Origin of the sequence: Pseudoalteromonas sp. L1, assembly GCF_021728095.1 — a bacterium.
GTDB lineage: Bacteria > Pseudomonadota > Gammaproteobacteria > Enterobacterales > Alteromonadaceae > Pseudoalteromonas.
Genome location: NZ_JAKKCT010000003.1, coordinates 395,173 through 408,404, shown reverse-complemented (window position 1 = coordinate 408,404; position 13,232 = coordinate 395,173). Strand labels below are relative to the sequence as shown.

Here is a 13,232-nt window from a genome sequence, read left to right as displayed (position 1 = left end):
AATTATAGCTTGAGGTTGATGCAATTTTGTCGCTTAATATTGTTTATATGGATAGCATAGAGCAACAATAAATGAAAAGAGATAGTATAAATGAGAGGATATTGCATGAGCTAAGGCGCAATGGCCGAATTGCTAATGCTGAACTTGCAGAGAAAGTTGGATTATCACCATCAGCCTGCCTGCGCAGAGTACAGGAACTTGAACGCTCTGGTGTTATTTCTGGTTATCGGGCCGTTATTAATAACCAAGCGGTGGGTCTAGGGTTTATAGCCTATGTGGGGGTTGGTTTGAATGAACACTCAACACGATCACAGCTAGCATTTGAGCAAGCCCTTGAGTTTATAGCTGAGGTTAAAGAGTGCCATAATGTGACAGGCTCATACGAATACTTGCTAAGAGTCGAAACAGTCGATCTTAAAGCGTATAAATCATTTCACGCTGATGTATTGGGCTCAATACCTCAGGTAAGAACAATTACTTCACATGTCGTTATGGACTCCCCAAAGGATGAGCGAGCCTGATAGGATAAAATAGTTACTCAATAAAGATATTAAGTAGTTTTATACTACTTAATATCTTATTAATAAAAAATGAATCTCAAATTAATATAAATAACAAAAATACAAATAATAACATTACCTCTGTTAAGCCAAAGTTAATTCTTGTATTGACAGAATGTCCCGATAAAAGACGTATACCGTTAAATATAATAATATTTATAGTGCTTATGTTCTGATGCAGGCTGTTGGACTAATAATTTTTGTTGGTTTATTATCCACGCCTAAAATTTCACATGCAGGGACAATAATAAGAATGGATCTTCACACATTGCTCATTTGCACAGCCTTGGTTAGCTTTATTATGATGCTTACAATGGCTGCGCTTTTCATCGTTAGTCGTAATGAAAAATACTTGCTTGATTGGCTTGTATGTGGAGTCCTATTTTTTGTCTCTAACTTAGTCGGAATTGTAGCGACGCAAGTTTCCCTTTCTTGGATTTTTCACCCCTCGTTTGCTAATGCTTGTTACCTTGGTGCGCATGCCGCCTTATTTAGTGGTGTATCACGTTGTTTGTATGGCCGATCTACTTGGTTATTAGTTGCTATAGTGTTTGTGGGTATTTACTTACTTAATCTGCTACCTCCAATGGTTGAGTCTGTTGAGTTAAGAATTGTAGCCTTGTATCCGGTGGTTGCAGCACTTGATATTTCAGCAACTATGGCACTTTGGAAACATCGTAAAGAAGAAGTTGGCAGAGGGTATTATTTATTAATAGGCATTTTATTTATATTCGCTGCTCAACTTTTAATACGTGGTTATTTTTTATTAGCAGGTGTAGAGAATTATCCGTGGTTAGATAAAGGCCTTTTATTAGATGTTGGCAGTTTAGCTGTTATCGCATTTGTATTTTTATTAACCATTTCCTTTTCAGTGGTCGTAACATGGCGAAAAGAGCTAGCCCTTCGAGAGTATTCTTTTACTGACCATTTAACGGGGTGGTATAACCGAAAAGCACTCGAAAAGGTGGCTAGTAATGAAATTAAACGTTGTTCCAGAAATAATTTTCGCCTTGCATTTATTGTGTTCGATATTGATTACTTTAAATCAGTGAATGATAGATTTGGTCATATACAAGGTGATAAAGCCTTGAAACACGTAACTAAGATTGCAAAGCAGCAGTTAAGAGGATATGACCATAATTTTCGTTTAGGCGGTGAAGAGTTTGCTGTTTTAGTCAGTCACTTAAAGCCTCAAGATGTCGAATTACTTGCACAGCGTATTCGTAAAAAAGTCGCGAGAACACCCTTGTATATTGAAGGTGAAGCAGTGCATTTAACCATTAGTGCGGGTGTTGCAATATCAAAAAATCAAGAAACCTCTTGGGAAGATGTTTTAAAACGTGCGGATGATGCCCTTTATCGCTCTAAACATGATGGCCGTAATTTAGTCACTAGTTATGGTGATTTAGCCGAAGCTTAGCACTAGCTTGGTCTAAATTAAGCCTAAATCAATAGCCTTCAGAGCGGCTCGTGTTCTATCGCGCACATCTAGCTTTCGTAAAATAAACGATACTTGATTACGTATTGTACCTTCTGATTTATATAATGCTTGGGCTATTTCTGAATTTGAGTAGCCCGCAGCAATTAAATTAAGTACCCTAAGCTCACTTTTACTTAACTTATCAGGTAATAAGGTTGGCTCACTGTGAGACTTAATTGGATTGTTAAGTATTCTCTGCGTAATTGCCGGTGAAAGTGCAGATCCGCCACTAGCCAGTGTTTCGATGGCAGACACTAGTCGTTCTAAATTAATATCCTTTAATGCATAACCTTTTGCACCATAGCGAATACATTCAAGCACTTGCTCACTATCGTCGAAAGTTGTAAGCACTAATACGGGTTGAGTTAATCCCTGTTTCTGCATTGTTTTGAGCACGCCAATACCATCTAAAATAGGCATACGAATATCTAAAAGCACAACGTCCACAGCGCATTGATTAAGTACAGCCAAAGCGGAACGACCATTATCTGCTTCAGCGACAACATGAATGTTGTCTTTTAACGCTAATAAGCTTTTGAGTCCTTCTCTTAGTAAAGTTTGGTCATCAACCAATAGCACATTAATCATAATGTTACGCCAATGTATGTGGATTAAGTTTATGGGGTAGGGTTGCATCAATCGCAAAGCCGTTATCACTGTGCTTGAACTCAATGGCTCCTTTCACTAAAGCCAATCGCTCTTGCATGCCTTTTAAACCATTACCTAAATTAAGTTCAGCGCTTTTATTGCCATTATCTTTTATATGCAATTGCACCGTTTGATTTTCGAGCCGTAAAGTAATGTTAAGCTCATCGGCATCACTGTGCTTTATGGTATTTGTTATTGCTTCTTGAATTGCATGAAATAAGGTTTGCGCTAAGAGTGCATCACTGATTTTGATTGCCGGATCATACTCAAGTATGACATTTAAGCCTGCGACATCACTGCATAAAGAGTTCAATGATGCGTATAAGTCGATAGTTTGGTTTTCACGCATTGATGACACTGAATCACGCACGTCACTGAGTAATAAGCGCGTTATCTGCTGGGCTTTAGCAACATGCTTAGGTGCTTGAGCACTTGCGCAGTGACTGGCTACTTCTAAATGAATGCTCAGCCCTGTTAAATGATGGCCAAGCGTGTCATGTAAATCACGGGCTATACGAATACGCTCATCGCGAGTTGCAGTGTCGTTTAAAAGTGATTGAGTTGCTTTTAATTCGCGTAATAAATGCGCGGCTTGCTCTTTCGCTTTACGTTCAGAAATAAGCCGTGTTGCAAAACGATATGCAAAGCTATTGTACAAGGTAAATGCCAGACCATTTAACAATACAAACTCTTTTTCGAAACCATAATGAAGAACCAATGCCATAAAAAAGGGCAAGCATATAAGGAGGTAAAGTACTGATTTTCTTGGTTCGTAATCACTGAATTTGACTAAGAAAATGATCAATAAAATTGCCACAAAGCCAATATTAAATAGCCACATTAGTAGTAATACATTGATGATAGTGACGTTTAAAATAACTGTTTGATAACTTTTCAAACGACGCCTAAAAAACTCAAAGTAAATTAAAAATGCGAAAAAGCTAATAAATAAACAGCTGACTATTGCAACATGCATTGGTGTGTAATCGAGTGTTAGTGTTTGCCTGTTGAGTGACCATGCATGCGAGGTGTAAATAAATACAAATAGCCAAGTGACTGCTGAAAGCAGAAAGTCGCTGCGCTGTACAAAAAGACGTAAAAATTTGTTCATGTCTTTATTTTAATCCGCATTTATCTGTTTATGTATATGACAAATGTCACGTTTAAACTTGTGACATTTGCAGCATGTTTGCCCATCAGATGAGCGTTATATTGTTATTAAACATCAATATAGGGACATTATCATGACCAAACATGAAATTCTGCGAAATAGTTTATTTTCTTATCCGTTCATCCTTGCTTATTGCTTTGCATCATTATTTATCAACGGTGCTCAAGCAAAAGAGCAAACAGATAAATGGCAAATGGATGTGGGGGCTGGGCAGCTTGCAATCGATACTCCTTGGCATGGTTACGATATACAAACGATGTCGCTTCCATATTTTAATGCGCGTAAAGGTGCGTGGCGTATTGGTCCTAAATACGGCCTAGTGCAATATGCTTTTTTGTATGGTGCAGAATTTGAAGCCACCATGGGGCTAAGTTTTCGTGATGAGACCTACGATAGTAGCTTAATTTTTAGTGATGAGTTGTCAGACGACGAGGTATTTACAAATTATAAAGATGGTAAAGGGGAGCTTACTTTTAGAACTCAGTTACAGTATAAACAGCTGTTTTTACGTTTAGCGCAAGATATTTCTAACCACTCAGAAGGACTTACCTTACTTGCGAGGTATCACCTACCTATTTATGGAAAAGGTTTGGGTTTACAGCTCAGTGCTGATCTTGGTCTCTACTGGCAAGATGAAAAGTACACCCAATATCTCTATGGCATCTCTAAGAAGAACATTGCCCCAGAATACGGTCGATATGCTTATCAAACTCGCTCTGCTATTAATCCATTTACTGCGTTGAATCTTGCTTATATTTTTAACGAACATTGGTCCATCCAAGCGACTTACCGTATTGAAACGTTAGACTCAACAATCAAAAAAAGCCCGTTAGTAGGAGACAGTGTTAAGCAGCAGTTGGCCGTTTTTGTAAATTATCGTTTTGAGAAGTAAGAAAGAAAATGAATCTTGATCACAACTAAAGAGTAGCTACAACAGTGATTTATGACATTTTCGTGAATATTGTGATAATGTAACTCTTTGGTGGTTTATTGCTTTATAATGCTTTTTTATTTGTATGATAAAGCTGCTTTCAGCTTGGAGTTAGCATGGTTTCACGTCGAGAATTTTTAGTCGGGGCGGGTACTTTAGCTTTTTTAGGATTGTCTAAAAGTGCCATGGGAAATGTTTCATTAAGTGATCTTAAAACATCAATAAGTGGTTTTGGCCCATTACTTTCAGATCCTAATAAATTGTTAGATCTACCAGCTGGGTTTAGTTATCAAGTTATTTCTAGGCTTGGTGAAAAAATGTCTGATGGATTTACGGTCCCTGATAAAGCCGATGGTATGGGCTGTATCGGACTTGGTAATGATCACGTCGCTTTAGTGCGTAACCATGAACTCAAGCCAAAAGATTTAGCAAAAGCTGAAGCGAGTATTGCAAACCATAAAACCCCCCTCGCATTCGATACCAACAGTGACGGTGTTGCATTACCAGGTGGAACTAGCCACATCATCTATAACTTAAAAACACATCAAAAAGAGCAAGAGTACTTGTCGTTAGTAGGGACTATTCGTAATTGTTCAGGGGGGATTACCCCTTGGGGAACATGGCTAACTTGTGAAGAAACTACCGATACAAAAGCCGATGGATTCAATCAAGATCATGGTTATATTTTTGAAGTGCCAGCAAATAGTAAAGGCCTAATTAAACCAGAGCCATTAACAGCAATGGGGCGATTCAACCATGAAGCTGCAGCGGTTGACCCGCGTACGGGCATTGTTTATTTAACGGAAGACAAAGGCGACAGTGTCTTTTATCGTTTTATTCCTAATGAATATGGCAAGCTGCATAAAGGCGGGCAATTACAAGCTATGGTGGTAAAAGGTAAGCCACAATTCGATAGCCGTAACTGGAATAAAAAAACCATGGGGTTACATCAAGAATTTGAGGTTGAGTGGGTAAATCTAGATAACCCTGAAAGTCCAAAAGACGACTTACGCCTGCGTGGATATAAACAAGGAGCAGCATTATTTGCCCGTGGTGAAGGTATTCATTGGGGTGATAAAGAACTGTATTTTTGTTGTACCAACGGCGGTAAAAAACAACTGGGTCAGGTTATGAAATATCAGCCATCAGCGTTTGAAGGCACGGATAAAGAAGCTGAGCAACCTGGTAAAATCTCCTTGTTTGTCGAAAGTAGCAGCAAAACCCTTTATAACTTTGGCGATAACCTAACCGTGTCACCTAATGGCCATTTAATTGTGTGTGAAGACCAATATACCGATGTAGTTGATAATCACTTGCGTGGTGTAACACCACAGGGCCAAGTTTATAATTTTGCTCGTTTAGTTGCGCAAACCGAGCTGGCAGGTGCCTGTTTTTCACCAGATGGTAGCACTTTGTTTGTGAATGTTTACTCTCCAGCAAAAACATTGGCTATTAGAGGTCCTTGGCATCAATTTAGTGCTTAAGTTATTCGCTCTCATAGTCATTTTTTAAAGTGGCTATGGGCATGCTTTGCTTTAGGTATATTTTTTTGTGACGCTTTATGGGCGTGTTTGCTAATCCATTTGGTTATCTTTTTCATTAAGGCTGGCGGAAAATCGTGACCCATCCCTGGTATAACTTTGAGCTTGCTACGCTTTATAAGTTGCGCCGTATGAATCCCACCAGATAATGGCATAACAGGATCTGCACTGCCATGGATCACTAAAGTAGGGGCTTTAATTTTCTTTAAAAGTTGCTCTCGATATGGCGTTGCGGCAATGGCCGCAAGCTGACGTTTAAAACCCCTTTGGTTATTGTGAGCGCGTGTAATATAGCGTTCGGCGTTGGCATATAAAGTGTGTTCATCTTGCGGGTAAGCAGGGCTGCCAATGAGTTGGTTTAGCCGAACATTATATTCAATAGCGGCTTCTTTATTGCTGCTGCGAGGTCTTATTTTGGCAAGCTTTACCAGCAGGTTAACATTTGAACTTGAAAACGACAAAGGCGAGCTGCTCGACATAATAGAGGTTAAGCTCAGTATACGTTTTTTATACTTCGCCGCGGCAATTTGCGCAATCATGCCGCCCATAGAAGCCCCCACTAAATGGGCTTTTTTTATGTCTAAAGCGTTCATGAATTGCTTTACATCACGAGCCATGTCATCTAACGAGTAAGGTAAATTAGTGCGAATAGGAAAGCGTCGACTTAGCCAATGTTTTAGCAAGCTCGGTTTGCCAAACTCATCTAGTTTTGATGACAAACCCGCATCTCGATTATCAAAGCGGATGACCCTAAAACCTTTTTCAACGAGTCCATAATAAAGGCTATCTGGCCACACCGTGTATTGCGCCCCTAAACCAATGATCAAGATAATAACAGGCGCATGTTTATCGCCTTCATCTTGATAACTAATAGATATGCCGCTGGCTGTAAGGATATGTTCCATAGACTGACAAATAAGCTTACGCAGGTATCATCAGTTTAGTATGTGTAGTTGGCAGTTTAGTGACAGTGAGGTATCGCTACGTAGAAATAAAATGGCAGCCCCGATGTGCTGCCATTTTTTATGTGTAATTGTGGGTTATAGCTTAAAAGTAAGCGGTAACGCCAATCCAGAAGTTACGACCTTTATCTTTCACGTTGTAGTCGTCTGTGAATGTTACTTCGCTAACTACACCGCGACCTGTTAGGTACTCATATTCACCATCACCATTTAGGTCGGTATAGCTAGTGCTATAAGATGTGAAATCTTCGTCTAATAGGTTGTTTACACGGGCATTGATTTGCACGTACTCATTTACATAGAACTGCGCACCTAAATTAAGTAGGTTGTAGTTTTTATAGTAAAGCGCTTTGTCGTGCACGTTATCCCAGCCGCGGTAACGGTCAGAACGATACACACCTTGAAGGTACAGATTCATAAAATCAGTGGCTTCCCAGTTTAGGGTAAGGTTTGCCATGTGCTCAGCTGAGTTAGTTAATGGCTGACCTTCTTCAGGACCGCTCTTTTGTTCGCTATCAGTCCACGTGTAGTTACCGTTAATCGATACCGTTTTAGTGATAGTGTATTGACCTGCAATTTCAACACCTTGTAGATCTACTTCATCGATATTGATTTTTTGGCTGTAGCTATCGTAGCCAAGTTGATCGTACTGACCTAAGTTTACACAAGGGCGAACATTGTTCGTTTGCTCACAGCTTAAAATAGTATCGCCGCGGGCAATTTTGTCTTCAAACTTGGTGTTGTAGTAAGTCACATTGATATTGTGATCGCCGTCTAAAGAGTTCCAGTAAAGTGCGATTTCTGAATTCACACTGGTTTCTGGCTCTAGGTCTGGGTTACCCGCAAATGGGCTTGTGCCCTGACCACCAAACCCTGTGATACCGTCGTAAAGATCGGTTGTTTGTGGTGTTTTATAACCTGTACTCACACCCCCTTTTAACGTCCAAGTATCTGATAAGTTGTACACACCGTAAACGCGTGGTGATACTTGGCTGCCAAATACATCATGGTCATCGTAACGAGCACCTAATGTGAAGGTAAAGTTGTCAGTTGCCATCCAGTTATCTTCGGCAAATACTGAGTACATGTTTTGCTCTTGTACTTGACCTGCTTGATCGCTTTCAAGGCCGAATACACCGTCTTTTAACTCGCCGTCGATAAGTTGGCCACCAATTGCTAGGTTATGGCTACCAAAACTACCAGTGATAGGAATATCAAAACGTAAGTCATAGGTGTATTGGCTGCTTTCAAGTGGACGGGCAGGGCGTGGTAAGAAGGTTTCTTCTGCTAAGTCTTTACGTGCCTGCTCATCCAACCCTTCGTATTCGCCAGTGCCATCGTACATAGCTTGCAGCTCTAAACGCTCGCTTACACTAAGTGGTAAAGTACGGCCGTTATTTTGCGTATCAACATAAGAAACAGAGGCCTTAACAGTTGCCCATTCAAGCTCGCCATCGTAACTGAGTGACCACCATTCACGATCAAACTCTTGATCAGCTGCATAACCTGCGCGCGGGTTAACTTGACCACGGCGGTCTTGCCAAATTGATTCAATATTGTCTTTTGTGCCAAGCGGGTAAGTAATCGTGCCCGATTCAATGTCGTAGCTTGGCGTGTTGTCATACACTTGGCTCGAGTTATCATAATCAAAACGTAAATGATGAGACTCAAACGGGGTATAAGTTAAAGTAAAACCATACTGCTCGTTTGTGTTATCAACCGTACGACCACCACTACCAAAGCCGAGTGAGCGGTTATGTACAACACCATTAGGATCAGTTGCAGGTTCGAATGTTGGCGATGATGCTTGTTGTTCGTATACACTGCCGCGTACACCTAAACTTAATACGTCTTTGATAAGCGGACCCATCACACTAAAGTCAGTGGTAATGTCATCACCAAAATCATCGTTTTGCTGTAATGAACGGCTAAATGAGACAGCACCGCTCCAGCTATCAGTGTGCTTTTTAGTGATGATATTAATTACACCGCCCAGTGCATCTGCACCATAAAGCGTTGATGCAGGACCGCGAATAACTTCAACACGTTCAATGGCATCGACCGGTGGTACGTGGTTAAACGCGTTGCCACCAAAATTGTTTGGATAAATGTCGCCATGGTTATTTTGGCGTTTACCATCAATCAATAACAGGGTGTACTCGCCTGTTAAACCACGCATACTCACACTGCCTTGGCCCGTTTTATCTCGTGTCGTGCCAATGTCGATACCTTCTAAATACTGCACAGCATCTAGCACTGATGTAAATGAGTGAGATTTTATATCTTCGTTAGTAATGATAGAGATACTTGCGGGCGCTTCAGTTACTTTCTGTTCGAAGCCCGTTGCAGTGATTACTAAGCGTTCCATATCTTGCTTAGGCTTAGCATCGTCAGCAAACGCTGAAAACTGAGCTGCAATAGCCAGTGTTAGTAAGCTTGGTTTGATTGATTTCATTGTAGGTTCCAGTTCTTTTTATAAGTTATCCATTTATTGGACGTGCGTATAGTACAGAAATGGCGAATACAATCAATAATAATTTCTATTTAGATTAGTCTTTTTCAAGTTCACTTAACGGTATTCTCAATAAAGTTGCGTTAGTTTTTAGCTAATTAATACGCTGTTACAAACAAGTTTAGATTAAATGCCCAAGGCTGATTCAATTCCTGTATAGTGTTTAATCATCATTATAAAAATTAAAACAATGAATTCAGATATTTCTTTAGCGCGCTTTAAGCAGTTTCCTGTGCTTATGTGGATCTTCTTATTTGGCTCGTTCATTACCCGTGGCAGCTATTACATGGTGTGGCCATTTCTTGCGGTGATCTTGTACGAAAAGTTTGCTTTATCAGCAACAGAAGTTGGTTTGGTGCTCACCAGTGCTGCCGTGATTTCGGTGTTTACTAGTTTTATTGGCAGCAGCCTGTCAGATAAAGTGGGCCGGCATACATTGATGTACATCACAGGTGTGTTGTATATCGTTTCTTTCTCGCTGTTGGCTGAGGTTGAAACCGTGGCAGGTTATGTGATTGTGATGACCTTGTGCTCGATTGCTACTGCGCTTTGGCGACCATTAACCAGTGCGGCGATTGGCGATATTATTGACGATGCGCAAACTCGCGAGCTGGCCATGCAGTCGCTCTATTTTATTGTTAATGTAGGCTGTGCTGTTGGCCCATTAGCAGGCGTATGGTTAGGTTTAACAGGTGAGCAGTCGAGCTTTTATATTACCGCAGGGGCATTTGCTATCTTATTGGTGCTACTTGTTTGGGGTTTCAATTTTAGTCATAAAGCAGCAAAAAATACTGCTGCAGTCGATGAACTTGAAGAGAAAAAACCAGCAGAACAGGGTCAACAAATTCTGCGTATTTTATTGGCTGATAAGCTGCTGCAATGTTTAATTTTAGCCAATATTTTGTGCATGTTTATTTATGCGCAAATGGATAGTTCACTCATACAATACCTAACACGTGCAGAGGCTCCTGACTTATTAGCACTGATTTCTGCATTGATATTTACCAATGCATTGGTGATCATTTCAAGTCAATTTCTGTTGTTAAAAATGATGGCGCGATTTAGCCTAACGGTGCGAATTCAAATTGGCTTGGTGCTATTAATGGTGTCGCAATTTTGGTTAGCACTTAATCCAATCGATTTATTTTGGGGCTGGATTGGTGCGATAGTTGTGATGAGTTTGGCCGAAACCATTTTATTTCCGACGATGAACGTTCACCTTGATAGACTTGCGCCTTCTCATCTTCGTGGTGCGTACTTTGGTGCCGCTTCGTTTTATGATTTAGGGTTTGCTTTAGCGCCGCTCGGTGGTGGTTTAATTTTAGATTATTACAGTGGTCCAACTTTGTTCTTTGTAGCGGGAGGGCTTTGTTTTATAGTGATTTATTTATATGCCATACTCGAAAAGCTACCTAGGCCCAGCTTTGCAAAGCCATTAGCAAAGTAAATTTATAACGTGAAATTGCACAACAGCTGCTACCTTTATAAATCACACATTTAACGTTGAGGTGTAACATGGCTGTTTCTGTAATTCCTAAAGGTTTCCATGCGGTAACCCCGTATTTGGTTATAGACGGTGCCACTAAGGCGATAGAGTTTTACAAACAAGCATTTGATGCCGAACTTATAATGCAAATGCCCTTGCCTGATGGCGGTGTCGCTCACGGCGAAATAAAAATTGCCGACTCTCATATCATGCTATCTGATAATTGCCCTGATATAGAATTTAAGTCTCCACAGCAATTAGGGGGCTCTCCAGTGAGTCTTATGCTGTATGTTGAAGATGTTGATGCGGTATTCGCAAAAGCCTTATCGCTAGGGGCAAAAGAGCTGCGCCCAGTGCACGATCAATTCTATGGCGACAGATCAGGGACGTTAGAAGACCCGTTTGGTCATATTTGGACTATAGGCACACACAAAGAAGATCTTACCGAGCAAGAGCTTATGCAGCGTATGAGTGAGTTGATGAGTAAAGAGCAAGATGCTTAAATTTTCTGGTAGATAAAACTAAATAGCTCATTTATGCGTATCATTATTAAAATGATGTGAGCGAAACCATGAAAAAGCGTGTTTTATACTGGCTACAAAATGATTTACGGCTGATTGATAATGTCATCTTGTCTGACTTAGCGACGTTTCAAGGTGAACTTGATTTAGTGTTTGTTGTCGAGCCGCGTTGGTTCAAGCAGAGTAATTATCAATTAAAACCCTATGGCGAGCAAAAGTATCGGTTTTTACTTGAGAGTCTGCATGCTCTCGCTGATGCGCTTGAAGCAATTGGGCAAACCTTACATGTGATTACCGGTGAGCCTGAAGCTGTTATTAGTCAGCGGTTAAAACAATACGCTATCAGTAAATTAGTTTGTACCGAGCAAGTGGGTTATTACGAGCAAAAGCAGCTAAGTAAAATCAGCGAGTTATGCCCTGATGTTATTATAAAAACCTACCAGCAAGATACCTTGTTTACAGAACGAGACTTACCATTTCAGCTTCATAATTTGCCTAAAAACTTTACTGCCTTTCGCAAAAAAGTAGAGTCTGAGCCAACATTCGTTGCAGCTTCGCTTGAGGCAGTATCTCAACTGCCACATCCTGTACAGCTATGTCCAGAAAACGTGCTCCCTGAAAGTTCAGCTCAGTCTGGGAGTTTTTGTGGTGGTTTAATTGCAGCCCAGCAGCATTGTAATGACTACTTCTCATCTAAAGCACCCAGTAGTTATAAAGAAACACGTAACGAGTTAGACGGCTTTAGCAATAGTACAAAATTCAGTGTTTGGCTTGCCAGCGGTACAATAAGTGTTAAGCAACTTTACCACGAGGTTGCCAAATACGAACAAGAAAATGGTGCGAATGAGTCAACCTATTGGATTAAGTTTGAGCTACTTTGGCGTGAGTACTTTAAATGGCATGCGAAGTTGTTTGGTGCAAAGCTGTTTCGTTTTAAAGGGCAAAAAGAGTCACCTCCCTTACATACATTTAACAGTCACCGATTTTTAGCCTGGTGCCAAGGCAGGACGCCATTTCCACTAGTGAATGCAATCATGAACGAACTCAATTCGACAGGCTATATTTCTAATCGTGCACGGCAAATCGCTGCAAGTTGTTTAGTCAACGAATTTGCAGTGGATTGGCGATATGGGGCAGCTTATTTTGAGCAGCAACTTATTGATTACGACGTAGCTGCGAATTGGGGGAATTGGCAATATATCGCAGGTGTGGGTGTTGACCCTCGGGGCGGTCGCCATTTCCATATAAATAAGCAAACAGCCTTATATGACCCAACGGGATGTTACGTTCGGAAATGGGACGGAGAAAGGCAAATTACACCGAGTATTGACAATACCGATGTGGTTGATTGGCCCATTTAATCCTTGATTTGCGCTAAATCAAACATTCAATTTTCATTTTTAGAGTTTTTAACCTTTGT

11 protein-coding genes are annotated in these 13,232 nt (G+C 40.5%); 7 read left to right on the top strand and 4 right to left on the bottom strand.

What is annotated here, in order from left to right; translation table 11 throughout:
- The first annotated feature begins 71 nt into the window (after positions 1 to 71).
- Both L3V38_RS11930 and L3V38_RS11925 read left to right on the top strand, forming a co-directional pair.
- Positions 72 to 521: an Lrp/AsnC family transcriptional regulator gene (locus tag L3V38_RS11930; RefSeq protein ID WP_130151154.1), complete on the top strand. Its 450-nt coding sequence runs from the start codon at positions 72 to 74 to the stop codon at positions 519 to 521.
- 292 nt (positions 522 to 813) lie between these two features.
- A complete protein-coding gene (locus tag L3V38_RS11925) occupies positions 814 to 1,980 on the top strand; it encodes a GGDEF domain-containing protein (protein ID WP_165381486.1) in 1,167 nt (388 codons plus the stop codon).
- Positions 1,981 to 1,992: 12 nt separating this feature from the next.
- On the opposite strand, the gene L3V38_RS11920 is transcribed toward L3V38_RS11925, so the two are convergent.
- Complete coding sequence (locus L3V38_RS11920; protein WP_237119538.1) at positions 1,993 to 2,628, bottom strand: response regulator transcription factor; 636 nt, start codon at positions 2,626 to 2,628, stop codon at positions 1,993 to 1,995.
- A 4-nt stretch (positions 2,629 to 2,632) separates the two neighbouring features.
- On the bottom strand, positions 2,633 to 3,799 hold the full coding sequence (locus L3V38_RS11915) for a histidine kinase (protein ID WP_237119537.1): 1,167 nt from the start codon (positions 3,797 to 3,799) through the stop codon (positions 2,633 to 2,635).
- 133 nt (positions 3,800 to 3,932) lie between these two features.
- On the opposite strand from L3V38_RS11915, the gene L3V38_RS11910 reads away from it, so the two are divergent.
- On the top strand, positions 3,933 to 4,751 hold the full coding sequence (locus tag L3V38_RS11910) for a MipA/OmpV family protein (protein ID WP_237119536.1): 819 nt from the start codon (positions 3,933 to 3,935) through the stop codon (positions 4,749 to 4,751).
- 155 nt (positions 4,752 to 4,906) lie between these two features.
- Positions 4,907 to 6,274, top strand: a complete 1,368-nt coding sequence (locus L3V38_RS11905) for an alkaline phosphatase PhoX (protein ID WP_237119535.1) — start codon at positions 4,907 to 4,909, stop codon at positions 6,272 to 6,274.
- A gap of 17 nt (positions 6,275 to 6,291) precedes the next feature.
- Here L3V38_RS11905 and L3V38_RS11900 read toward each other — a convergent pair whose 3' ends face one another.
- The gene (locus L3V38_RS11900) at positions 6,292 to 7,236 is read right to left on the bottom strand and encodes an alpha/beta hydrolase (protein ID WP_237119534.1); all 945 of its coding nucleotides are present in this window, start codon (positions 7,234 to 7,236) and stop codon (positions 6,292 to 6,294) included.
- 142 nt (positions 7,237 to 7,378) lie between these two features.
- Positions 7,379 to 9,748, bottom strand: a complete 2,370-nt coding sequence (locus L3V38_RS11895) for a TonB-dependent receptor (protein ID WP_237119533.1) — start codon at positions 9,746 to 9,748, stop codon at positions 7,379 to 7,381.
- 247 nt (positions 9,749 to 9,995) lie between these two features.
- Between L3V38_RS11895 and L3V38_RS11890 the strand changes: the two genes are divergently transcribed.
- The 3 genes from L3V38_RS11890 to L3V38_RS11880 all read left to right on the top strand — a co-directional run bounded on the left by L3V38_RS11890 (position 9,996) and on the right by L3V38_RS11880 (position 13,173).
- A complete protein-coding gene (locus L3V38_RS11890; RefSeq protein ID WP_237119532.1) occupies positions 9,996 to 11,252 on the top strand; it encodes an MFS transporter in 1,257 nt (418 codons plus the stop codon).
- A gap of 68 nt (positions 11,253 to 11,320) precedes the next feature.
- Positions 11,321 to 11,794 carry a VOC family protein gene (locus L3V38_RS11885; RefSeq protein WP_237119531.1) on the top strand — a complete coding sequence of 158 codons (474 nt, stop codon included), beginning with the start codon at positions 11,321 to 11,323 and terminating at the stop codon, positions 11,792 to 11,794.
- Between the two features lie 68 nt (positions 11,795 to 11,862).
- A complete protein-coding gene (locus L3V38_RS11880; RefSeq protein WP_237119530.1) occupies positions 11,863 to 13,173 on the top strand; it encodes a DASH family cryptochrome in 1,311 nt (436 codons plus the stop codon).
- The last annotated feature ends 59 nt before the right edge of the window (positions 13,174 to 13,232 follow it).